General features: G+C 55.0%; 26 protein-coding genes and 1 pseudogene. 2 read left to right on the top strand and 25 right to left on the bottom strand.

The genetic code is table 11. The annotated features are described in order from the left end of the window. Positions 1-623, top strand: a 623-nt coding sequence (locus ETC02_RS04760) for a UPF0236 family transposase-like protein (protein ID WP_171698092.1), incomplete at its 5' end; no start/stop codon positions are given. Between the two features lie 141 nt (positions 624-764). On the opposite strand, the pseudogene ETC02_RS04755 reads toward ETC02_RS04760, so the two are convergent. The 8 genes and pseudogenes from ETC02_RS04755 to ETC02_RS04720 form a co-directional block, all read right to left on the bottom strand. Beyond that, positions 765-1574: pseudogene (locus ETC02_RS04755) on the bottom strand (cation:dicarboxylate symporter family transporter); the annotation flags it as partial. 207 nt (positions 1575-1781) lie between these two features. Next, a complete protein-coding gene (gene sigK / locus ETC02_RS04750; protein WP_044743341.1) occupies positions 1782-2495 on the bottom strand; it encodes an RNA polymerase sporulation sigma factor SigK in 714 nt (237 codons plus the stop codon). A 217-nt stretch (positions 2496-2712) separates the two neighbouring features. Next, a complete protein-coding gene (locus ETC02_RS04745) occupies positions 2713-2868 on the bottom strand; it encodes a hypothetical protein (protein WP_160149213.1) in 156 nt (51 codons plus the stop codon). 210 nt (positions 2869-3078) lie between these two features. Then, positions 3079-3324, bottom strand: a complete 246-nt coding sequence (locus tag ETC02_RS04740; protein ID WP_044743315.1) for a YrhC family protein — start codon at positions 3322-3324, stop codon at positions 3079-3081. Positions 3325-3386: 62 nt separating this feature from the next. Next, a complete protein-coding gene (locus tag ETC02_RS04735) occupies positions 3387-4520 on the bottom strand; it encodes a bifunctional cystathionine gamma-lyase/homocysteine desulfhydrase (protein WP_033011952.1) in 1134 nt (377 codons plus the stop codon). Position 4521: 1 nt separating this feature from the next. Next, the gene (locus tag ETC02_RS04730) at positions 4522-5445 is read right to left on the bottom strand and encodes a PLP-dependent cysteine synthase family protein (RefSeq protein WP_044743317.1); all 924 of its coding nucleotides are present in this window, start codon (positions 5443-5445) and stop codon (positions 4522-4524) included. Between the two features lie 57 nt (positions 5446-5502). Further along, a complete protein-coding gene (gene mtnN, locus ETC02_RS04725) occupies positions 5503-6207 on the bottom strand; it encodes a 5'-methylthioadenosine/S-adenosylhomocysteine nucleosidase (protein WP_033011949.1) in 705 nt (234 codons plus the stop codon). Positions 6208-6221: 14 nt separating this feature from the next. Then, the gene (locus tag ETC02_RS04720; protein ID WP_033011948.1) at positions 6222-6869 is read right to left on the bottom strand and encodes a class I SAM-dependent methyltransferase; all 648 of its coding nucleotides are present in this window, start codon (positions 6867-6869) and stop codon (positions 6222-6224) included. 202 nt (positions 6870-7071) lie between these two features. Between ETC02_RS04720 and ETC02_RS04715 the strand changes: the two genes are divergently transcribed. Continuing rightward, the gene (locus tag ETC02_RS04715) at positions 7072-7281 is read left to right on the top strand and encodes a YrzA family protein (RefSeq protein ID WP_063165193.1); all 210 of its coding nucleotides are present in this window, start codon (positions 7072-7074) and stop codon (positions 7279-7281) included. Between the two features lie 44 nt (positions 7282-7325). On the opposite strand, the gene ETC02_RS04710 is transcribed toward ETC02_RS04715, so the two are convergent. The 17 genes from ETC02_RS04710 to recD2 form a co-directional block, all read right to left on the bottom strand. After that, positions 7326-7955: a YrrS family protein gene (locus ETC02_RS04710; protein ID WP_033011947.1), complete on the bottom strand. Its 630-nt coding sequence runs from the start codon at positions 7953-7955 to the stop codon at positions 7326-7328. Between the two features lie 50 nt (positions 7956-8005). After that, the gene (locus ETC02_RS04705; protein WP_050367584.1) at positions 8006-9778 is read right to left on the bottom strand and encodes a peptidoglycan D,D-transpeptidase FtsI family protein; all 1773 of its coding nucleotides are present in this window, start codon (positions 9776-9778) and stop codon (positions 8006-8008) included. 114 nt (positions 9779-9892) lie between these two features. Continuing rightward, the gene (greA, locus tag ETC02_RS04700; protein WP_011232025.1) at positions 9893-10369 is read right to left on the bottom strand and encodes a transcription elongation factor GreA; all 477 of its coding nucleotides are present in this window, start codon (positions 10367-10369) and stop codon (positions 9893-9895) included. 107 nt (positions 10370-10476) lie between these two features. Then, positions 10477-11112, bottom strand: coding sequence for a uridine kinase (udk, locus tag ETC02_RS04695; protein WP_033014751.1), 636 nt, complete (start codon positions 11110-11112; stop codon positions 10477-10479). 1 nt (position 11113) lies between these two features. After that, entirely contained in the window at positions 11114-12382 is a 1269-nt protein-coding gene (locus ETC02_RS04690) for a peptidase U32 family protein (protein ID WP_033011943.1), read from the bottom strand. 17 nt (positions 12383-12399) lie between these two features. Continuing rightward, the gene (locus ETC02_RS04685; protein ID WP_033011940.1) at positions 12400-13329 is read right to left on the bottom strand and encodes a peptidase U32 family protein; all 930 of its coding nucleotides are present in this window, start codon (positions 13327-13329) and stop codon (positions 12400-12402) included. Then, on the bottom strand, positions 13326-13979 hold the full coding sequence (locus tag ETC02_RS04680; RefSeq protein ID WP_033014754.1) for an O-methyltransferase: 654 nt from the start codon (positions 13977-13979) through the stop codon (positions 13326-13328). The genes ETC02_RS04685 and ETC02_RS04680 overlap by 4 nt, the downstream gene beginning before the upstream one ends. A 178-nt stretch (positions 13980-14157) precedes the next feature. Continuing rightward, positions 14158-15249: an endolytic transglycosylase MltG gene (mltG, locus tag ETC02_RS04675; protein WP_050367585.1), complete on the bottom strand. Its 1092-nt coding sequence runs from the start codon at positions 15247-15249 to the stop codon at positions 14158-14160. A 99-nt stretch (positions 15250-15348) separates the two neighbouring features. Further along, a complete protein-coding gene (locus ETC02_RS04670) occupies positions 15349-15648 on the bottom strand; it encodes a DUF1292 domain-containing protein (RefSeq protein WP_044743322.1) in 300 nt (99 codons plus the stop codon). A gap of 15 nt (positions 15649-15663) precedes the next feature. Next, entirely contained in the window at positions 15664-16080 is a 417-nt protein-coding gene (ruvX, locus tag ETC02_RS04665) for a Holliday junction resolvase RuvX (RefSeq protein WP_033011936.1), read from the bottom strand. Positions 16081-16083: 3 nt separating this feature from the next. Further along, positions 16084-16350, bottom strand: a complete 267-nt coding sequence (locus ETC02_RS04660) for an IreB family regulatory phosphoprotein (RefSeq protein ID WP_015375467.1) — start codon at positions 16348-16350, stop codon at positions 16084-16086. A 69-nt stretch (positions 16351-16419) separates the two neighbouring features. Next, a complete protein-coding gene (gene alaS / locus ETC02_RS04655; protein ID WP_050367586.1) occupies positions 16420-19056 on the bottom strand; it encodes an alanine--tRNA ligase in 2637 nt (878 codons plus the stop codon). A gap of 317 nt (positions 19057-19373) precedes the next feature. Next, positions 19374-20435, bottom strand: a complete 1062-nt coding sequence (locus tag ETC02_RS04650; RefSeq protein ID WP_063210344.1) for an AI-2E family transporter — start codon at positions 20433-20435, stop codon at positions 19374-19376. Positions 20436-20553: 118 nt separating this feature from the next. Next, positions 20554-20688, bottom strand: a complete 135-nt coding sequence (locus ETC02_RS04645; protein ID WP_080729662.1) for a YrzQ family protein — start codon at positions 20686-20688, stop codon at positions 20554-20556. An 11-nt stretch (positions 20689-20699) separates the two neighbouring features. Continuing rightward, a complete protein-coding gene (locus ETC02_RS04640) occupies positions 20700-20891 on the bottom strand; it encodes a hypothetical protein (RefSeq protein WP_033011933.1) in 192 nt (63 codons plus the stop codon). Positions 20892-20906: 15 nt separating this feature from the next. Continuing rightward, complete coding sequence (locus ETC02_RS04635) at positions 20907-21380, bottom strand: PRC-barrel domain-containing protein (protein ID WP_063210346.1); 474 nt, start codon at positions 21378-21380, stop codon at positions 20907-20909. Positions 21381-21405: 25 nt separating this feature from the next. Beyond that, the gene (gene recD2 / locus ETC02_RS04630; protein WP_171698091.1) at positions 21406-23766 is read right to left on the bottom strand and encodes an SF1B family DNA helicase RecD2; all 2361 of its coding nucleotides are present in this window, start codon (positions 23764-23766) and stop codon (positions 21406-21408) included. Positions 23767-23775: the final 9 nt, after the last annotated feature.

Here is a 23775-nt window from a genome sequence, read left to right as displayed (position 1 = left end):
AGTATTTTGGGAAGCGGGCGTGCTTTCAGCTGGATCGATTTCATGTGGCGCGGGAGCTGCGTCAGTGTCTGTCCGGCCATCCGCGTTGGCGGGAGGTGCGGAAGAAGCTGGCGAAACAAGACGAAGAGGGGCTTCTCGTGGAGCTGAACAGCGCGGTCGGCACGTTGGAGGACGAAGGCAAAGAACAACAGCTGGCCGCCTTGATTCGCCGGATCGAGTCGATGCCGGGATGCATCCGGGACTATCGGGAGTGGCTGTCGGAGCAAGGGGTGGAGACGACCGGCATGCGTCCGATGGGCCACGCCGAGAGCGTGATGAGCCGGTTTGCGCATCGGGTGAAATCCCGCCGCAGCTGGAAAGACCAAGGGCTTCGGGCGTTTCTGAGGGCGATGGCAGCCCGAATCGACGGGATCGGGCGGAGAAATGGGCAGTTGGTGGAGGAAGAAGAGACCCGAACGGCAGCCTCGGCCTCAACAAAGTCCAAGCGGATCGAACAGGCCAAACGGAAGGCCGGACGGTTATGGGCAGATGTGGTGCGTCAGAATCTACCGTGTCTGCAGCGGTCATCCGGGACGCCGATCCATCAAGCGTTGTCGGCGCTCCGGGATGGTGGTTGGGTGTAAAAAAATGGAATATCGTATCATCGCCTCAAGATGAGGGATGAGAGTCCGAAAGCGCTTACGATATTAATTCCTGAAAATGGTTCGCTAACTAGTGATTGACAACGCCCGTAGTGAACCGAAAAAATGTTCTCCACAAAGTCTTGACTGACTCGTGCTATAGGCAAGCACGAGCTCATCTTTTAAGATTTTAATAATATGAAAGATATTCACACCTACCAATTTCGCGGTGCCGCCGAGCACAACGAGCACAAAAAAGGCCATCACTGCGTAAACGAGCACAACAAGCTTGCTGAGCGGAAGAAGTGAAGCGACGCCAAATTTCGACACCGTCACCCCGATCAAGGCAAAGACGCCGAACGGCGCAAACTTCATCACTTGGTTTGTCACGTAAAACATCGCTTCCGCCGTTCCTTGGAAAAAGCGAAGCACCGGTTTTCCTTTTTCGCCGATCGCGGCTACACCCAATCCGAACATGACCGAGAAGAAAATGATCGGCAACATGTTTCCTGTCGCGAGGGATTCAAACACATTTTTCGGCACGATGTTGACGAATGTCTCGACCATCGAATGGTGCTGCACTTCATTCGTCGTATCAATGTATGATTGAATATCGGTTTTCTCAAGCGATTTCATATTGACGCCGGCGCCTGGTTGGAACACGTTTGCTGCCAAGAGGCCAACGACAATCGCAATCGTCGTGATAATCTCGAAATAAAGGATTGTTTTGCCGCCCAGCTTCCCGAGCTTTTTCACATCGCCGACATTGGCGACGCCGACAATTAAGCTCGAGACGACAATCGGAATCACGATCATCTTAATGAGACGGAGAAAAATGTCCCCAATCGGTTGCAAATACGTTGCCACGTTCGGGTTTCCGTAGAAAACGACTCCGACGATAATCCCGAGAATAAGACCGATCAAAATCTGCCATGCTAACCCGATCTTTCTCATCATGTTTCGCCTCCTTTAGACAATTTTAGACAAAAAACGACAAAATTATTTTGCTATTAAAAATAAAATCTGTCAATACTTTTGAATGAAACCGCTTTGTTGCAAGGAACTATCAATATATTTTGTTTTTTTATAATAATTTAAATACTTGTATCGTTGGCAAAAGAAAACAGGCCGCCGGTCAGGCGCCTGCCTCATTCCCGAATTTCATGATCGCCGCTTTTCTTTTTCCTGCCGGTAAAACTCATGAAACATTTTCATTAATGCCCGTTTTTCGATGCGCGAGACGTAGCTTCTTGAGATGCCGAGCTCTTTGGCGATTTCACGCTGCGTTTTCTCCCGTTGCCGGCCGAGGCCAAACCGCTTGACGATCACTTCTTTTTCCCGCTCGTCTAGCACGCTGATGTATCGTTTCACTTGCTCAAGCTCCATGTTAAGCTGAATTTCGTCGACGATGTCTTGCCCTTCGGATTTCAAAATATCGAGCAGGCTGATTTCATTTCCTTCCTTATCTTGGCCGATCGGCTCGTGAAGAGAAACGTCCTTGCGTGTTTTTTTCAGTGAACGCAAATGCATCAAGATTTCGTTTTCAATGCATCGGGCCGCATATGTGGCCAACTTCGTCCCTTTCCCCGGCGAATAGCTTTCAATCGCCTTGATCAAGCCGATCGTCCCGATCGAAATTAAATCTTCCACTTCTTCTCCCGTATTTTCGAACTTTTTGACAATATGGGCGACAAGGCGCAAGTTATGTTCGATGAGCCGGTTGCGGGCTTGCTCGTCGCCTTTGGCCATTAACTCCAAATATTTTTCCTCTTCTTTGGCGCTTAACGGCTGGGGAAACGCGTTGTTTTTAATGTACGAGACGAGAAACGTCAATTCTTTCAACAAAAACGCAAATGCTGAAAAAATGCCGGACATGCTCTCACCCCCGCCTGCTGTCATCGGCGGAAACCGCCTATCGTTATGTATATGCAGGGGCGTTGTTGTCCGTGTCTGGACAAAAAATTCAGCCGACCCCCTTAACGAGGCCGGCTGCGGGCAAACGTGCCACCCGTATCAGTGAACAAACACACTCATTTCTTGTGTTGCAGCTCGCCTGCTGTTCCCCTCCCATCCTAGACAGGCGCCCGCCTTGTTACACTCCTGCTTCGGCGCTCACTTCCGCAGCGACGACGAGCGCAATCGACGCCGTAATCACAACTGCCGTGACGATGGCGAACATCCCCGTTCCCTCCTTGGCCTTCTCGTTTATTTTTATTTTACCAAAGAAGACGGGGAACGCTTCCGCCACATTTTGAACAATTCATGAAATTCGACGGTCAACAACAGCGCGCGGAGCACCGATCGCACTTTCGACTGAGTCAAGTGGAGTTTCCCCTTTGCTTTATCCACGTCACCAGCCATACGAGTACAATGGACATACATCGTCTCCCCTTTCATCCTCCTTTCTTCATTATCGCCAATCATAAGCGCAATGACGCTTTTCGTCGAGCCCCATTGATCATTCAAACCGGTCTTCCTCTTCCTCCAAGCGGCGGGCGCAAACGGCGGAGCGACGTGAACAGTACAAAGCCGCCATGAAACAGCCTCCAACCATCAGCAAGGCGAACGGTTTTTTCGCTGCCTCAAGCGCTCCCGGGATGATCGTCCCTAAATAGAAAAACACACCGAGCGAGAACAAGACAAGGCTGTACATCTTGAAATCGCCCGCCTTCGCCCGCAGCTCGTCTCGTTGCTGCTCGTTCAAGCCCGATCCCTCCTCTCCCCTTTCACTGTATCATACATGGACGGAAGGGAGGAGCGGCAATTTCAGCCAAGCGCCTGCGCCAAATCGTCGAGCAAATCGTTCACATCCTCAAGCCCGACGGACAGGCGGATGAGTCCGTCTGTAATACCGAGCTGTTCGCGCCGCTCTTTCGGAATCGAGGCGTGCGTCATTTTCCCCGGCAGCGAAATTAAACTTTCGACCGCCCCTAAGCTTTCGGCAAGCGTAAAGTAGCGTACGCGCGACAGCACGTTCTCCGCGCGCTCCAAGCTGCCGACATCAAACGAAATCATGCCGCCGAATCCACGCATTTGTTGTTTGGCCAGCTCATGGTTCGGATGATTTGGAAGGCCTGGATAATAGACGCGGGCAACGGACGTATGCTCGGCCAAAAAGGCGGCAATGGCGCGCGCGTTTCGTTCATGCTCTTCCATCCGCACGCCAAGCGTTTTGATCCCGCGCATAAGCAGCCACGAGTCTTGCGGGCCGAGCACGCCTCCGGTTGAATTTTGCACATAATGGAGCCGTTCGGCAAGCTCCGGCGTGCGGACAACCGCCAACCCGGCGACGACGTCGCTATGGCCGCCTAAATATTTCGTCGCGCTGTGGATGACGATATCGGCGCCAAGCGCAAGCGGTGTTTGAAAGTACGGAGTGGAAAACGTATTATCGACGATCAACAGCAGCCCGCGAGCACGGGCAATGGCGGCGGCGGCTTGCAAGTCAGTGATTTTCAAAAGCGGATTCGTCGGCGTTTCAACGTAAATCGCCTTCGTGTTTGGGCGAATATGCGCTTCAATGTTGGCGACATCGCTCGTGTCGACGAACGTCGCCTCAAGCCCGAACCGGTTCAGCACGTTCGTCATGACGCGGTACGTGCCGCCATAGACGTCGTCGGTCAGCACGATATGGTCGCCGTTTTGAAACAGCATCATGACAGCCGTAATGGCGGCCATGCCGGAAGCGAACGCAAACCCGGCTTCGCCGCCTTCAAGGTCGGCAATGAGCTTTTCGAGCGCCGCACGCGTCGGATTGCCGGTGCGCGAGTATTCAAACCCTTTATGTTTGCCGACTTCCTCTTGTTTGTACGTGCTCACTTGATAAATTGGGACCGACACCGCCCCAGTGTACGGGTCGCCTGCGATGCCGCCATGGATGAGCATCGTCTTTCGTCTCATCTTATCGCCCACCTTCGTAAATGTTTTTGCTTAAATATCGCTCGCTCCCGTCGGGGAAAATGACAACGATGTTCGTCCCGGGCTTCGCTTGTTCCGCCTCGAGCAAAGCGGCATGAAACGCGGCGCCGGACGAGCTGCCGACAAGCAGCCCTTCCCGCCTTGCCAGCTCGCTGACGCGGCGGAAAGCGTCGTCGTCGGAAATCGTGTAAATAGCGTCAAAATACTCCGGATCCATAAACGGCGGCAAAAACTCCATGCCGATTCCTTCGGTTCGGTGCGGCCCCGGCTCGCCTCCGCCTAAAATGGATCCTTCCGGCTCAACGATGACCGTTTTAATGGCCGGATTTTTTTCTTTTAAAAACGTCGCCGTCCCCATGAACGTGCCGCCCGAACCAGCGCCGGCAACAAAAACGTCGATTTGTCCGCCCAAGTCGTCCCACAACTCCGGCCCGAGCGTTTTGTAATACGTCCTTGGGTTGGCCGGGTTTTCGAACTGCTGGGGGCAATAGGCGCCCGGAATCGTGCGGGCGAGCTCTTCGGCTTTGCGAATCGCCCCCTCCATCCCCTCTTCGGTCGGCGTATGGACAATTTGCGCCCCAAGCGCCTTCATCAGCTGCTGCTTTTCAACGCTGAATTTTTCCGGTACGCAAAAAATGACGTTGACGTTCTTGCCGATCGCCGCCAGCGCCAAGCCGATGCCGGTGTTGCCGGCCGTCGGCTCGATGATCGTGCCCCCTTCTTTTAGTTTTCCCGACGCGAGCGCCTCCTCGAGCAGCTCTTGCCCGAGCCGGTCTTTAATGCTTCCGCCTGGGTTGAAATACTCGAGCTTCGCAAACAAACGGACGCCTTCCGGCAACGGAAAGCGTGTAATCTCGATGACCGGCGTATGGCCGATTAATTCATGAATGCTTTTTGCTACCCGCATCGTTGGTCACTCCATTCCTCACGCTCATTTGGCGGCGGGACGGCGGCGTTTTGGCGTTTATTTTCGCTTCTGCATGGCGGACAACACAGCCAACACCAGTTGTGCAGAGTGTTTCGCCGCCGTCTCCAAAAACTGTTCAAACGACACATCCGACTCTTGACCGGCAATATCGGACAGCGCCCGAATCACCACAAACGGCGTCCCAAACTGCACGCACACTTGGGCGATGGCGGCTGCCTCCATTTCGACGGCGCACAGCTCCGGAAACTGGCTGCGCACAAATTTGACGCGTTCCGGATCGTTCATAAACGAATCGCCAGTCGCGATCAAACCGACCGCCGCCTGCAAACCGTCAAGCCGCGCTGCTGCCTGCTTCGCCGCCTCAACAAGCACCCCATCGGCCCGGTAGCGCGCCGGCAAGCCGGGCACTTGCCCGTAGGCGTAGCCAAACGCCGTCACATCAACGTCATGGTGGACGACCTCATCGGAAATGACGAGATCGCCGACGCGCAACGACGGCAAAAATCCGCCGGCCGAGCCGGTGTTGATGACGAAATCAGGGCGGAATCGGTCAAGCAAAAGCGTCGTTCCCATCGCCGCATTCACCTTGCCGATGCCGGACTTGAGCAGCACCACCTCGGCACCGTCAAGGCGGCCGGTGGAAAACTCGCATCCGGCGATCACCGTTTCCTCGCGCCCTTCCATGCGTGCGCGCAAAATGGCCACTTCTTCTTCCATTGCTCCAATGATGGCTGCCTTCATCGTTCTCCCTCTTTCTATGTCGGTTGTTTCACCGCCTCCATCACCCAGACGAACGCGTTTTGCTGCGCAAAGGAGACGGAAAAGCCATGGCTGGCAAACAGCGAAGCCAATACGTCAAGCGTCGTGTAATATTCGCGCTCGAGATCGTCGGCCAAATCGTGGAAGCCGCGCTCCCGTGCGGCTTCGACAGCTTGGCGGAACGCCTTTTTGTCGCGAAACGCCGTATCGGCAAACACTATTTTACCACCAGTTTGGAGCAGTTGGCTATATTTGCCGAGCGCCTCGTCTTTTTCCTCATCCGTCAAATGGTGAAACGCGTACGTGCTGGCAATGGTGTCGACTGGCTCAGGAGGAACCGGAAATTGCAAAAAATCGCCGTCCATAATGACCGCCCGGCCGCCGAGCTTTTCCGCCGCTTTTTTTCTCATCGGCGCCGACGGCTCGATACCGTATACCGTTTTGCCGCGCTCCAGCAGCTTTTTCGTCAAATTGCCGGTGCCGACGCCAAATTCAAGCACAACACGGCCGGCTTTATCAGCGACAGTGTTTAAAATGCGATCATAACCGGCAAACACATCGCGGTATTGCTCATCTCCCCCTTCGACTGATCGATCGTATGACTCCGCCCATTGCTCGAACAAATCAAGAAATTCCCTGCCCATATGGCCTCACTCCATAAAGTTTATAATTCCTATAAACATAGTATTCTTTAGATGATAACCTGCTCCCACCGTACCATAACTTCTTCCGCCGTTCAATGATCGTGCTCGCTGTCATTTGTATTGTTCCCCATCGCCGCTTCTATTGCGCGGGTGGATGGAAGCGGGAAAATTTGCTACACTGTCGATGAAAGGAGGCAAAGACATGGTGAACATTTCCCTTGATTTGATTGAAGACAAAGTGGAGTTTTTTGAAGCTGACGACTTGCGAACGCTTGAAAAAAAAATCAACGAGCAAATCGAGCATAACAAAGCGCTGCTGCTTTCCGTCCATCATGTGTCGCACCAAATGCATGTCATGGAAAACGGGAAGCGGTTTTACAGTGCCGTCGTCCACTTTAAGGCAAAAAAATGACAGGCGCCCCTTCTAAGCGGGCACCTGTTCCCCTTCAAAAATCGCTACGGTTTTTCCCGCAGCTTTTGCACTTTCGTCGGCTTCCATCCTTCATTCGTCACCCATTCAATATACACTCGGTAATGGGCGGTCTGGTCTCTCGTTGAAATCGTCGCCACCGCTTTGTTCGGCCCATTGTTGCCGATGAACCAAACGATCATATCGTCCGGCGCGATGCCGGTCGCATAGCTGACCGCATCGAGCATTTCCTTCCAGTCCACCGAATCTTTTTTAAACACCGTTTCATGCGGCTCTGATTGCGTCGTGCCGACCGGCTGCCATGCCGGGTTGACGATCTCTTTTTCAATATTCGACCCCGGCGGCCCCGGCGTTGCCGTCACGTCTTGTTCGGCTTCCTCTTCAGCCGGTTCGGACTCGTCCCCGGAAGCAGCTTCCTCCGTTTCAGACGGCGCGGTCGGTTCTCCCGTTTCGATTTCGACCCGCTTCGCCCCATCCGCCCCCGCAGCCGGCTTCGCCTCAGCATCCGCCGCTTTATGGCTCGGCTCGCCGCCGAACAATATGTTCCAACCGACAATGAGAATGAGCAACACCACAACGGCGATTGCTCCATTGAGCCAGCGGTTGATTTTCCGCCGCTTGGCGCGGGTGGCAAAACGTGTTCCGGTTTGTTGCATCGGCCTCCCCCTCCTTTATGTGGCCGCAACGAATTCATTATATCGATTCGTCACTCCTGATCGTTTTTGTTTCGGTCATACGCATAAAGCGCCTCAACCGCCGCGGCAAACACATCATTCGTGGCCGCCTGTCCGCTCGGGCAGTCGAGCTCGACGACGGCGAGGGCGTATTTCGGGCGGTCAGCTGGGAAATAGCCGGCAAACCATTTATTGATTAATTCGCTGCCGCCCTTCGTTTTTCCTGTCTCCGCCGTCCCGGATTTGCCGGCCACTTCGTACGGAAGCGAGCGAAAGCGGCGGCCGGTGCCGTCTTCATTGATGACGACGCCGCGCAGCAGCTGCTGGAGCTGCCTTGCCGTTTGCGGCGCAAGCGGCTCCTTGTCCGTCGCCGGCTCGGGTGAAAACGAAAACAACGTCGTCCCGTTTTTATACAGCACTTTGTCCACGACCCGCACCTTCAAGGCCTCGCCGCCGCGGGCGATCGTCGCCATCATGTTGGCGACGCCAAGCGGGGAGACGCGCACATCTTTTTGCCCAATGGCCGTTTGCGCCACGGCAAGCGGCACCCGCTTATCGCGCTTGTCGTGCCAAATCGTTCCTTTCTGCTCTTCTGGAAATTGACGGAAATGTTCCTCATGGTACACGGCTCCTTCCCAGCCGGCTGTCGGATACAACCCGAGCTTTTCCGCATACGTTTCCAATGCATCCGGGTCATGGCGAACGAGCTGTTTGCCGAGCGCGGCAAACGCGTTGTTGCAGCTGACGGCAAAGCTGTCGGCCAAGTTGAGCATGCCGTAGTCGTGCTCCTCATCCAGCGTCGTGCCGTCAATTTTTTTGCTGCAATCAAACATCGCAGCAGGCGAAGCCAGCCCTTCCTCAAGCGCCGCGGCGGCGACAACCGTTTTAAAGACGGAGCCGGGAATTTGCGGCAGCACCATTTGATTTTCCGCCCCGCTGTTTTTATACGGGTCGCGCGGATTCATATTGGGGCGGCTGACCATGGCGAGCACGCTGCTGTCGTCCACATCGAGCAGGACGAGCCCGCCTTTTTTCAACCCGTACCGGTCCACGATTTGCTCCATTTCTTGCTGGATATCACGATCGAGCGTCGTTTGGACAGTCGCCGGGTAAAACGGATTGCCCGGGTCGCTGTATTTCACATCAAGCCCAAACAGCGGCCTTCCTTCAGCGTCAACGTGGTACAACAGCTTCGTTTCGCCATCTGTGAGCAAAAACTCGTCGAACGCCTTCTCAAGCCCTTGAATGCCAACTTCAGCCTGCGGCGGGAGCGAACGCTTCGGATAGCGCGTGCGCAGAAGCTTCTCATCCTTCCGGGTAAAGCCAAGCAAATGCGGCGCATACACCGTCTCAAGCGGATATTGTTTCTTGACGGCAAAAACCCCGGGGATGCGCAAGTCGTTAATTTGCTTCATTTGGCTGGCGCTTAAGGCGAGCGGCTCGCCGTCTTGCTGCAGGATGAACGGGCCGTTTGCCTCCTCAAGCTGGCGGCGGATGTCTTCCACCGTAACGCCGGCGATGCGGGCGACTTGCTCAATCGGCCATTTCATCGTCGCCAAAAACGGAAACAGCACAAGCGACGGCACGTACCGCTTTGTCAGCGGGCGGCCATTCCGGTCGACGAACGAGCCGCGCCCGTCGTCAATCGTCAGCTCCTGCGTACGCTGGGCGACGCTTTCCGCGATTAAATTGCGGCCGGCAAACGATTCCGGATCAATGAGCTGGATTTGCGCTAACCGGCCGATCAGCAGCAGCAAGGCAGCCTGGATGAGCGCGATGGTGACGATTGTCCGTTTTTTCCACATAATGAAAACACCTCATCATCAGTTTCGACGAGGTGTTTTCCTTTCAAACGTGCCGTCCGCGGCGATTTGCTGCAGCCTTCATTCGGAGCGGCCCGGACGCGGCGGTCCGCCTGTTTATTTGACCGCCACGATTTTGACCAGCATTTCCCCGCCCGGCGTTTGCACCGTCACCTCATCGCCGACGCGGCGGCCGAGAAGCGATTTGGCAATCGGCGAGTCGTTGGAAATTTTCCCTTCGAACGGGTCGGCCTCGGCGCTGCCGACGATCGTGTACGTCTCTTCTTCGCCGTCCGGAAGCTCGATGAACGTCACCGACTTGCCAAGCGAGACGACATCCGGGTTTTCTTTGTCTTCTTCAATGATGACGGCGTTGCGGATCATGTTTTCAAGCATTTGAATGCGCGATTCCACAAACGCTTGCTCGTCTTTCGCGGCGTCATATTCCGAGTTTTCCGACAGATCCCCGAACCCGCGGGCGATTTTGATTCGTTCAACGACTTCTTTCCGCTTGACCGTTTTTAAGTACTCAAGCTCTTGTTCCAGTTTCTCTTTTCCCTCTTTCGTCATTGGATACTGCTTTTCATTCGCCATTTGTCTCACTCCTCTATGTTCTGCATTATGTAAAACGTACGAACAGAAAAACAACTGTTCGTACGCTTACTTGGTATATAATATATTGTTTTGTCTCTGTTATGTTATTATAAAAACGCTTTTTGTTCAAGAACTGTGCGAATTTTTGCCACCATTAAATCGATGGCGACTGCGTTTTGCCCGCCTTCTGGAATGATCACGTCCGCGTAGCGTTTCGTCGGTTCGACAAACTGGTTGTGCATCGGCCGCACGACGGACAAATACTGCTCAATGACCGAATCAAACGTGCGGCCGCGCTCTTTCATATCGCGGATGAGGCGGCGGATGATGCGAATGTCCGGGTCGGTGTCGACGTACACTTTGATGTCCATCAAATTGCGGAGCCGCTCATCCTCCAAAACGAGAATGCCTTCCAAAATAATGACATCCTTCGGCTCGACGCGGACGACTTCGTTCGAACGGGTATGCAGCTTATAGTCATACACCGGCTTGTCGATCGGCTCGTAGCGAAGCAGCCGATGAACGTGCTCGATCAACAAGTCGTTGTCAAACGCCAACGGATGGTCGTAGTTCGTCTTCAGCCGCTCTTCAAACGGGAGATGGCTTTGGTCCTTGTAATAAAAATCTTGCTCGAGCACAAGAATCGAGTGATCGCCGAAATGGTCATAAATTGCGCGGGCGACGCTCGTCTTTCCCGAGCCGGAGCCGCCGGCGACGCCGATGACAACGGGCTTGTCCGCCATCTCAATTCTCCTTTCTCATCATGTTGTACGGGAAGAGAGGGCGTTTGACTCTCACTTTGACGATTTGCAGCGGGTGGCGGGCCGCATCGAGCTCGTTGCCGTCTTCATCCCAAATAGTGTCGATCACTTGGGTAAAGTTTTCGATTTCCGGGCCGAAAAATTCGACCTCATCACCCGGTTTAAAATGGTTGCGCTGCTGGATGGTGGCGATGCCGGTCTCCGGATCGTAGCCAAGCACAAGGCCGGCAAACTCATGTGTCGTCTTCCGGCTGTGCGTGCCGTACATATGGTTCGTATAATCCGGAAACCCGTCAAAAAACGACGGCGCTGTTTCGCGGTTGGCGCACTTGTCAAGCTCCCGCACCCACTCTTCGCGGATCGTGAAATGATCCGGGTCGGCACAGTAGGCGTCAATCACTTTCCGGTAGACGCTCACAACCGTCGCCACATAATGGATCGACTTCATCCGCCCTTCAATTTTCAAGCTGTCAACGCCAAGCTCAATCATCGCCGGAATGGCGCGGATGAGGTTTAAATCTTTCGCGCTCATGGCAAACGGAGCATCGCCCTCAGCAAACAGCGGGATTTCCCGTCCGTCAGCCAGCTGGTACAAGTCATAGTCCCAGCGGCACGACTGGCAGCACCCGCCGCGGTTCGAGTCGCGCGCCGTCATATGGTTGCTCAACACGCAGCGGCCCGAGTAGGCGGAACACATCGCTCCGTGGATGAACGCCTCGATTTCGATATCGACTTTTTCTTTGATTTGCCGAATTTCCTCGGCGCTCACCTCGCGGGCGAGCACGACCCGCTCGAGCCCTTCCTCTTTCCAAAACTGGACCGCTTTCCAGTTCGAAAGCGATTGCTGGGTGCTTAAATGCACTTCAAGCTTCGGCGCCACCCGGCGCGCCGTCTCAATAATGAGCGGGTCGGCGACGATAATGCCATGGACGCCGGCATCTTCGAGCGCCCGCAAATAGTCGTCAAGGCCGGGAATGTTTTCATTATGCGCATAAATGTTGGCCGTGACGTATACTTTTGCTCCGTATCGGTTGGCAAATTCAACTCCTTCGCGAATTTCGTCAATCGTGAAGTTGTCGGCGTTGGCGCGCAGGCTGTACTCTTGGCCGCCGATAAAGACGGCATCCGCCCCGTAATGGACGGCAATTTTCAGCTTTTCCAGGTTGCCGGCCGGCGCAAGCAATTCCGGTTTTTTCACAATGACGCGCTTGCCGTCAACGATTTCGGAAATGCGGTCGTTTTTCAGCAGCATTCGTTCTCCCTCCTTTGTCAATAAATCGTCTCTTTGAAGAAAAATCCGGTGTCCAATCGGCGGTGCGGCGGTTGGAGCGCCTCAACGGCGGCAAGCAGCTCCTCTTTTTCCCGCTCATACTGCTCGCGGTCTTTGGCGCACATATCAATGGCGCGGCGGTACAGCTTTGTCACTTCCGTAATGTAGCGAGGCTCATGCAAAATGCCATCGATTTTGAAACTGTCAATGCCGGCTTCGATCATGTCGCCAAGCTCGTCGATGATGCAAACATCGTTTGGGCTCATAATATGCGTGCCGTTTTCATCTTCAAAAATCGGATATTTGTTGTCGCGCTCCTTGTCGTATAAAAACATCCCTTTTTCATATTTTTTTCGTTCAATTTCCATCACTTTTCCTTGATACTCGAAGTAGTTGCCGATGAGCGAACGCTTCGATTGGTACATGCACGTCGCCCCATGCACTTGCACTTCGATTTCCACTTCGGCATGGGCTTTGATTTCCAAAATGGCGTCCATGTTCAACTCGCGGGCCAAGACAGCGCGCTTCGCTCCTTTTCGCCCCCAATAGTTGCACGTATACCAGTTCGTCGCCGTCGTTTCCGTGCTCCAGTGGAGCTTCATATGAGGGGCGGCCTCGCGAACCGTCAACAGCACGGCCGGATCGCCAAACACGATGGCGTCAGCGCCGGCGGCGGCGACAAAAGCGATATAATCGCCCAGTTCATCGACTTTGTCATTATGAAAAATGGCGTTCATCGCCACATACACGTTCATGCCGTGCCGGTGAGCCGCTTCGATGGCCGCAGCAACGTCGGCGCGGGAAAATTCGCCGGCAAGCCGCAAGCCATAGCGCTGTTCGCCGATCATTACAGCGTCCGCTCCCGCTTCAGCCAATTCCTCAATATGGGAAACGCTCGTCGGCGTGACGAGCAATTCCGGTTTTTTCATTCTCGTTCACCTCGTTTTTTCGATATAGCCAGCCCGTCGCCAACGGGAATGATGACCGTGTCGTAATCGCTCCGGGCCATCAGCCATTCATTGTAGCGCCGGATTTTTTGCGCGATGTTCCACAGCCGCTTATTGCCCGCAGGCTCTTCAGCCGCGACAAGCCCTTTAAACAGCACGTTGTCGCTAATGACAAGGCCGCCCTCGGCCAGAAGCGGCTCATACAGCGTAAAAAAGCGCTCATATTGCCCTTTGGCCGCGTCGATAAACAGCACATCAAACGGCGCCGCCGCTGCCGCATCCGCCACAGCGTCAAGCGCATCGCCCAAAATCACCTCAATCCGTCCGGCTATGTTCATTTTCTCGATATAAAAACGGGCGCGCTCGTACCGCTCCCGGTCTTTTTCAATCGTCACAATGCGCACATCCGGCAGCGCCTTCGCCATCCGGATCGCCGAATAGCCGATCGCGGTGCCGATTTCCAAAATGCGGCGCGGCGCAGCCAAGTTCAACACAAACAGCAGCACCTCCATGCTCACCGGATCGATGATCGGCACGCGCTGTTCGCGGGCGTACCGCTCCATTTCCGCGATTTCTGCATCCGGCGCCGGGCGCAACTGCCGCAAATAACGGACGATATGTTCTGAAAGCAAGAGGACTCCTCCTCCGTCGATCATGTCATCAGCATGAAAAATAAGAGCCGCCAACCGACTCTTATCGTTGGCCGCCGCCCGATTCAGGCGGGGGCGCTGTTCAACTTTATTATAGTATCATAAACGGGCAAAAAAGCGAAGCCGTTTTGCCCATTGAGCAAGCAACTTCCAGTTTGCGCTATTGTTTCCTAATGTATTTCGCTTTTTCGCGGTTATGCTCGGCGAGCGTTTTCGTGAAAATGACGTCGCCCGCCGGAGTGGCCAGAAAGTATAAATAGTCGGTCGCAGCCGGCTGAAGCGCCGCTTCAATCGACATCTCGCCGGCGTTGGCGATCGGACCGGGCGGCAGCCCTTGATGAATGTAGGTATTATACGGCGAATCAACTTGCAAGTCTTTATACAGCACCCGATCTTTATGTTTGCCGAGCGCGTACAGGACGGTCGGATCGGTTTGCAGCGGCATGCCGATGCGCAGCCGGTTGTAAAAGACGCTGGCGATTTTTTCGCGGTCGGCTTTCTCGGTCGCCTCTTCTTCGATTAACGACGACATGGTCAACAATCGATGCGGCGACAATTGTTTTTCTTTCATCGTCTCTTTGTATTGACCGAGCACCTCCGCCGTTTTCGCGACCATCGCCTCAATGATCTCCGGAAGCGGCGGCTTTTGGTCGGCAAACACGTAAGTGGCCGGAAACAGGTAGCCTTCAAGCGGATAACGAATGCCGCGCTGAAAAATGTCCGCTGTCAACAACTCAGGGTACGTGCGGCGAAGCTGTTCAATATACGCGCGATCGTTCAACAGCTTCATCACGTCTTCCTGCTTGTACCCGGTTTTGGCGGCGATGATGGCAGCGATTTGCACAAGCTGCGACCCTTCTGGAATGGTGAGCTTCAATCCGATTTTTAGCGACCGGCCGGTTTGCAATAGCTCGATGATGCGCGCCATCGGCATCGCCCGCGTCAGCTCATACTCCCCCGCTTGAAAGCCTGACTCGTTTTTCCAGCGAACATAGAAGCGAAAGACGGCCGCACTTTTAATGAGCCGCTTTCGTTCAAGCTGTTCGGCAATATCCGCCGCCGATGAGCCGACCGGAATCGACACATGGACAGGAGTGCGATCGTTCGGAGCAACCGGCTGGAACGCCGAACGGATGTAGAAAAAACTGCCGGCGCCGGCGATGACGATTGCAGCCAGCAGGACGGCGCAGACGATCAAGACGGTTTTCCGTCCAAGCCGCGCCTTGGGCGCCTTGAAACCATTCTGGTTCATTTCCAGCCTCCTTTCATCGGCCATATTATACTACAACTTTCGGCATTTTTCGCCTTTGGACGCTAAAAAACGGCCGCCCGCAGGCAGCCGTTTTGTCCGTTACGCCTCGTCTTCTCCTTCTTGCTCGGCGCAAAACGTATTCCACACTTCTTCAATCATATCCCATTCTTCTTCCGTTTCGATCGGGAGCAGCTCGCCCTCTTCGTTTTCATTGCCTGGGACAAAGGCTGAGACGTGCACCTCTGTCTCGCCGTCCTCGTCTTCGGCTTCGGCGCCGACCGGATAGTAAAACACGTACGATTTGCCAAAATCGTCCGATTCAAACGTAAACAAAATTTCGCACAGCTGCTCGTTGCCATGTTCGTCGACAACGGTAATGTGACGGTCTCCGTGTTCCATGTTTTCTCCTCCAATTTATCGTTTACTGTCCAAATATGACTGCAAAATGACGGCCGCCGCCATTTTGTCAATGACTTTCCGCCGCTTTTTCCGGCTGACATCGGCGGCAATCAGCATCCGCTCGGCGGCCATCGTCGACAGCCGTTCATCCCAGAGCACAACCGGCAAAGAAAACTCCTCGCGCAGTTTGGCGGCGAACCGCTCACTTGCCTCAGCGCGCGGTCCGAGCGTGCCGTTCATGTTTTTCGGCCATCCGACGACGATCGCATCGACGCCGTACTCATCGATAAGGGCGCGCAGCCGCTCTAAACCATAATCGCCGCGCTCCTCATCGATGGCGATCGTCTCGAGTCCTTGCGCCGTCCAGCCAAGCTCATCGCTCACCGCGACGCCGAGCGTTTTCGTTCCGAGATCAAGCCCCAATATCCGCATCGGTCAATCCTTTCGTTGCCCCTGTAAATAGAATTTCACCAATTCCTCGATTAATTCGTCACGTTCGATTTTGCGGATGAGCGCGCGCGCATCTTTATGGCGCGGGATGTAAGCCGGGTCGCCGGACAGCAGGTAGCCGACAATTTGGTTGATCGGGTTGTAGCCTTTTTCTTGCAAGGCGTCATACACCGTCAACAACACTTCGCGGACATTCGTTTCCGCCGGCTCTTCGGAAAAATGAAACTGCATCGTTTGATCAAACGAGCTCACCGTTTCCACCTCGCTCTTTGTTCGGGCCATCCCCTTCTCTTACATCCATTGTACACGATCCGCGCCCATTTAGGAAATGGATTTCACCCACGTTTCGACATAGTTGAGCGCCTCGGCGACTTTCTGCGCATCTTTGCCGCCTGCCTGCGCCAAATCCGGCCGTCCGCCGCCTCCTCCGCCGCAGCGTGACGCCACTTCTTTCACCAGTTTGCCGGCGTGGAATCCTTGTTTCACCAAGTCGTCGGTCACCGCAGCAATCAGCTGCACTTTTCCGCCTTGCACCGCCGCCAAGACAATGACTGCAGTGCCTAGTTTTTGCTTCAAGTCATCGGCCATCGCCCGCAGCTGGTTCATGTCGTTCGCCTGCACTTTCGCGGCCAACACCGGCACGCCGTTTACGTCTTTCACCTGGCGGGTGAGGTGCTCTGCCTCCATATGCGCGAGGCGGGCTGACAGCGATTCGTTTTCGCGCTCGAGCTCTTTCAGCTCGGCAAACAGTCCGTCAAGACGCGCATTCAATTCTTTCGGGCTTGTTTTCAGCTTTTGCGCCGCCTCTTGCAAAATAGCCAGCTGTTCGCTCATAAAGCGGTACGCCGCTTCCCCGGTCACCGCCTCAATGCGGCGCGTGCCGGCGCCGATGCCCGATTCGGAGACGATTTTAAACAGGCCGATGGCTGACGTGTTTGGCACATGGCAGCCGCCGCACAGCTCCAAGCTGTAGTCGCCCACCTTCACGACGCGGACGATGTCGCCGTACTTTTCGCCAAACAGCGCCATCGCGCCCATCGCTTTCGCTTCTTCAAGCGGTTTGTAGAAAATGTCGACCGGAAGGCTTTTCCAAATTTGCTCGTTGACGATCGCTTCAATGCGCTCAAGCTCCTCCGGCTTCACTTGCCCGAAGTGGGTAAAGTCAAAACGGAGCCGGTCTGGAGCGACGAGCGAGCCCGCCTGGTTGACATGGCGGCCGAGCACGTCTTTCAGCGCCTGATGGAGCAAATGGGTTGCCGTATGGTTTTTGATAATGCGGGCCCGTTTCGCTTCATCAACGCGCGCCGTATACACCGCACCTTTTTTCACCGTACCGCTCTCGACGACGATCGAATGAAGATGCTGTCCGTTTGGCGCTTTTTGCACATCTTTGACGACCGCCGTTCCCGTCTCGCCGGCAAACGTTCCTTGGTCGGCGATTTGGCCGCCGCTTTCAGCGTAAAACGGCGTCACATCGACGATGATTTGCGCCTCTTCGCCGGCGCGGACTTCCTCGACAAGCTGTCCGTCTTTGACGATGGCGAGAACGGTGGAAGAAGCGACGAGCTCATCGTAGCCGACGAAGCGGCTTTCGTCTTTAATGTCGCCAAGGACGCCGCCTTGCACCTGCATCGAATCCACGTCTTGGCGGGCGGCGCGTGCCCGTTCGCGCTGCCGTTCCATTTCTCGTTCAAACCCGTCATGGTCGACTTTCATTCCCGCTTCTGCCGCGTATTCCTCCGTCAGCTCGATCGGGAAGCCGTACGTATCGTACAGGCGGAACACGTCCTCGCCGGGGATGACGTCGCTTCCTTCGGATTTGGCCTTCTCGATCACGTTGCTTAAAATGGCGAGCCCTTCGTGAAGCGTCTCATGGAACCGCTCCTCCTCACTGCGGATGACGCGGGCGATAAAATCGGCTTTTTCTTTCACTTCCGGATAATAGTCATGCATAATTTCGCCGACAACCGGGACGAGCTCGTACATAAACGGACGCTCAATGCCGATGTGTTTCGCGTAGCGCACGGCGCGGCGGAGCAGGCGGCGCAATACATAGCCGCGGCCCTCGTTTGACGGCAGCGCCCCATCGCCGATCGCAAACGTCACCGCGCGAATATGGTCGGCGATCACTTTAAACGCGACGTCTTTCTCCCGGTCTTCGCCATACCGTTCGCCGGAAATTTGCTCGGTGGCGCGGATGATCGGCATAAACAAGTCGGTTTCAAAGTTTGTCGGCACATCTTGCAAAATCGAGCACATCCGCTCCAAGCCCATGCCGGTGTCGATGTTTTTCTTCGGCAGCGGCGTGTACGTGCCGTCCGGGTTATGGTTGAACTGCGAAAAGACGAGGTTCCATACTTCCAAATAGCGGTCGTTTTCCCCGCCCGGGTACAGCTCCGGGTCGTTCGGGTCGTTGCCGAACGCTTCACCGCGGTCATAAAAAATTTCCGTATTCGGGCCGCTCGGGCCTTCCCCGATATCCCAGAAGTTGCCTTCGAGGCGGATGATCCGTTCTTCCGGCAGGCCGATTTCGTTGCGCCAAATGTTGTACGCTTCCTCGTCTTCCGGATGGACCGTGACGGACAGCCGTTCCGGATCAAAACCGATCCATTTGTCGCTCGTTAAAAACTCCCATGCCCAATGGATCGCTTCACGCTTGAAATAATCGCCGATCGAAAAGTTGCCGAGCATTTCAAAAAACGTATGGTGGCGCGCCGTTTTCCCGACATTTTCGATATCGTTCGTGCGAATCGATTTTTGCGCATTGCAAATGCGCGGATTTTCGGGAATGATGCGGCCGTCAAAATACTTTTTCAACGTCGCGACGCCGCTGTTGATCCACAGCAGCGACGGGTCGTCAACCGGAATGAGCGATGCGCTCGGCTCCACCGTATGGCCTTTTTCCTGGAAAAACTCTAAAAACATGCGCCGCACTTCGGCAGATGTCAGTTTCTTCATGATGATCCTCCCCTTTGTTTTTTCTATAAAAAAACTCCCATCCCTTGGCAGGGACGAGAGTTGCGCTCGCGGTACCACCCTGTTTATGGGCAGAAAATGCCCATCACCTCTTCGGCCGTAACGCAGCCTTGCGTCAGGTTTTGCCTGCGCTCCGGATTAGCCTTCTGTTGCCCTTCATCTGGAATTTCTTTCAGCCGCGGAAATTCCTCTCTGTGCGCCGGTTGCGCGTTAAGATGGACTGCAACATACTCGATCCGTCATCGCGTTATGTATTCGCTTTGTTCATTGAAAGATTATAGACAAGCAGCAAGCGTTTGTCAATGCGGGGCGTAATGTTCTTTCCAGTGCGATACGGCCACTTTCAGCACCGCTGCAGTCGGGACGGCGAGGATGAGGCCGAGCACGCCGGCCAGCTCGCCGCCGGCAAACAGCGCGAACATAATGACAAGCGGATGCATATGCACGCTTTTGCCGACAATGAACGGTGATAAAACGTTCCCTTCAAGAAACTGCAAGGCAAAAATGATGATCAGCACGATGATCACCATTTTGAGCGAGATGGTCGCCGCCAAAATCACAGCCGGAATCGCGCCGAGCAACGGGCCGAAGTACGGAATGATGTTCGTCAGCCCGATGATAAATCCAAGCAAAAGCGGATAGTCCATGCCGGCGAGCCAAAGGCCGAGCGACGCCGCAAGGCCGATCGTTGCACAGACGAACAGCTGGCCGCGAATATAGCCGCCAAGCGATTCGTCAACATCTTTTACAAACGCCATCCCCGGTTCGCGCCACCGCTTCGGTGTCATGTACCAAATCGCTTTTTTCAACACATCGATGTCTTTTAACATATAGAAGACGATAAACGGAATGATCAACAGCGTCGCCGCCGAACCGATGAACGATTTGGCGGCGTTGATCGCCATCGCGACGGCGGCCGCCGCTGCCTGCTCGATCTCGCCAAACATCGCCTCGATGCGTGTGTGCACCTCAAGCGGCCAATTCGACGTCTCGTCGTGGATGTGGCGCACCCATTGGCGGTATGTATTCATCAAAGACGGCAGCTGTTCATCCAGTTCACGCAACTGGGCGATGAATAGCGGCACGCCGCGGTACAAGCCGTAACCGACCAAACCGAAAAACAACAAATAAATCAACAAAATGGCCAGCGCGCGCGGCATCCCTTTGCCGTGAAGATACTCAACAAGCGGATGCAACAAATAGGTAATAAACGCCGCCAGCAAAAACGGGGCTAAGGCGGTGGCGACAAAATCGACGACCGGCCACCATACGTCTTTCATCCGGACGATTAAATACACGATTGCGGTAACTAACAGCCACTTTCCAATGCGCAAAAATGACAGCCATTGCTGCTCGCCCATCGCCACACCTCCTACCGTTTAGTGTAGGAGATGCGGCGGGAAATATGCCTTCACCGCTTTTAGCACTATTTGACAGCCACAAGGCGACGCCCCCGCGCAAAGGCGAGGGCGAGCGCCATCAGCGGATCGCTTGCATCAAGCGGCGGCGCATTCTCCGCATCGTGCGGCCGTTCGTCCAACCGTTGCGCTGGGCGAGCTGGTATGCAGCGACACCCAACCCGACGGCCAACAACGACGTCATCGTTCGGTTCATGTTTGTCCCCCCTAATATGGGATCGTGCGCTCATGGTCGTCAAACAAGTCATCCAAGGAGCTTAACGTCCCGTCTTCCTCGACTTGATGGGCGTGGATCATCCCTTTCGAGACGGACAGCTCAATGAAGCAATCCCAGCAATAATACTGGTTGACACCAATTTTCCCCAGATTTTTTCGCTTGCAATTGGGGCAAATGAGCATCGACAGCCACTCTCCTTACATCATAGTTTCCACGGTGATCACGCCTTCCCTGGCGGTGAACGGAACTGCCTCCATCCGTTTCTTTCCTTCGGTCAAATCGGAAAAAAATCCCTCGCTGATCTCATATCCGTCAATTTTGCCCAATTGCCCGTCAAAATATACGTCATCCAACAGTCCGATCGTTGTTCCGTCCGCGGCGACAACCATGCTGCCGGCGAGGCCGCGTTCGCCGTAAAGAGAGTGGCCGCTGTCAGAAGAAGGAAACAGCTGGAAGCTATCGGCATCACAGATGATGACTCGGTCGTTTTCGAACGACTGCACGGCGGAAAGCGGCAAGTAGCGGCGGCGGCCAAACAAACCGCCCCGTTCCGCTACCAACCCTTTGACCGTGCCGTGGCTGGTAAACCAAATGTCCGCGATCGTCCCGACCGCTTTCCCTGTCGTTTGCTCATAAATGGGAAGCCCTTTGACGTCGGAAACCGTCCGCATCGTTCTCCCACCTTTCCAGCCACCTTTAGCTTGGCTCATCGCCCATAAAGTCATACGGCGTAACGTTTTCCATCCCCATGTTCGCCTCTTCAAACGGCAGTTCGACCTCGACAAACGGCGCCGCCGCCCCCACCAGCTTCTCAGCGAGCGCCGTCTGGCGGCCGCTGTCGCTCCGCTGGGCGACGCCAAGCCGAAACGCTTCCTCTTCGCCGCACAAGATGAGAAATTGTTTGCTTCGCGTCACCGCCGTATAGAGCAAGTTTCGTTTCAACATCCGGTAGTAGCTTTTGACGACGGGCAAGATGACAATCGGAAATTCGCTCCCTTGTGCTTTATGGACCGAGCAGCAATACGCATGCGTAATTTGCGCCAAGTCTTGCCTTGTGTATGTGACCTCAATGCCATCGAATGAGACAACGAGCAAATCTTGCTTTTCAATATTTTCCTTGGCGTAAAAAATGGCAACGATTTCGCCGATGTCGCCGTTAAACACATTGTCTTCCGGTTGATTGACGAGCTGCAGCACCTTATCGCCGACCCGGTATACGACCTCGCCGACCGCCAGCTCCCTCTTTCCGGCAGCCGGAGGGTTGAACAGCTCCTGCAGCACTTTGTTCAACTGGTCGATGCCGGCCGGGCCGCGGTACATCGGGGCGAGCACTTGAATATCTTTGACGGAAAACCCTTTTTTGCGGGCGTTGTCGGCGATTTGCCGGACGACGTCCGCCACTTGTCCGGCGCGGCAGCGGATGAAGGAACGATCCGCCTTGGGAGCGGTCAAGTCGGCCGGCACGACGCCGCGCTTCATCTCATGGGCGAGCTCAATGATCGACGACCCTTCCGCCTGGCGGTACACGTCAGTCAGCCGCACGGACGGAATAACGCCTGATTGAAGCAAATCTTTCAGCACTTGTCCAGGCCCCACAGAAGGCAATTGGTCTTCGTCGCCGACGAAAACGACTTGCATGCCGTTTGGCACCGCTTTGAGCAGCTGATTGGCCAGCCATGTGTCGACCATTGACATTTCGTCCACAATCAGCAGCCGGCCGGCGATCGGCTCATCTTCATCGCGGCTGAACCCTTCCGCCCCATTCCAGCCGAGCAGCCGGTGAATCGTCGCCGCCGGCAGCCCGGTCGCCTCGCTCATCCGTTTCGCCGCCCGGCCGGTCGGTGCGGCAAGCAGCACGGGAAACGGCTCGTCATGTTTATAATCAGCGGGATCAAGCGAGATGCCGTTGAGCGCGGCAAACAGCTCGACGATGCCTTTGATGACCGTCGTTTTCCCCGTTCCCGGACCGCCGGTCAAAATAAACAGCGGCGAAGAAAGCGCTTGTTGGATCGCTTCCCTTTGCTGGGGGGCATATTGCATGCCAAGCCGTTCCTCAAGCGCCCCAAGCGCCAGCAAAAACTCCGACTCGACAAATGCCGACGGCGGCGTCTGCCCGAGCAGCCGCTTAATGTTGGAGACGATCCCTTTCTCGGCGAAGTAAAGGGAAGGGAGATAATAACGCCCTTGCTCGGCGATCAGCTTCCCTTCTTCGCTTAACATCAGAAGCGTTTGGCTGATCGCTCGTCCATCCACCGCACCGCTCAGCCTTCCGTCAAGCAGCTCCCCGATGCGCTCCATCAGCTCTTCCTCGCGCAAATAAACGTGCCCTTCCTGCAGGCACGCCTGTTCAAGAACAAACAACGAGGCGGCGCGCAGCCGGGCCGGATGGCTGCCGGAAATGCCGAGCTGGCGCCCGATTTCATCAGCGCGGCCAAAGCCGATCCCTTCGATATCCTCAACGAGCTGGTACGGGTTCTCGTGGATGATGTCAACCGCTTCTTCGCCATACGCTTGGTAAATTTTCATGGCCAGCTGCGGGCCAAAACCGAGCTGGGCGAGGGCGATCATCGTTTGCTCAAGCCCTTCGTGGGCGCGAAGCGCATCGTACAGCTGCTTCGCCTTTTTTTTCGTCAGCTTCGGCACACGCTCTAGCGCCCTGGGGTCGCGCAAAATCGCGGCGATCGCGTTTTCGCCAAGCGCCTCGACAATCGCCGCCGCTGTTTTTTTGCCGATCCCTTTAAACAAGCCGCTCGACAAATAATGGATAACCCCTTCTTTCGTGTTGGGAAGCTGTTTGCGGAACTGTTCGGCCGCATACTGTCGGCCAAAGCGCGGGTGTTGGCGGAACTGGCCGTAAAAGACATATACGTCTCCTTCATGCAAGCGTGGAAAATAGCCGGTGACGATGACTTCCTCCTCGACCGGCTCCTCATTCGTCTCTTCAACGCGAATGCGAGCGACGGTATAAAGCGTTTCCTCATTGTGGAAGATGACTGACAAACATGCTCCCTTAATGAACGTGCGTCCGTCCAAGGCAAGCGTTTGCTGCTCTTGCAAGAACGATCC

It is taken from the genome of Geobacillus sp. DSP4a, assembly GCF_013096875.1.
Taxonomy (GTDB): Bacteria; Bacillota; Bacilli; order Bacillales; family Anoxybacillaceae; genus Geobacillus; species Geobacillus thermophilus.
Note: the sequence above shows the minus strand (reverse complement) of the source record. Positions and strands in the feature narration are given on the sequence as shown.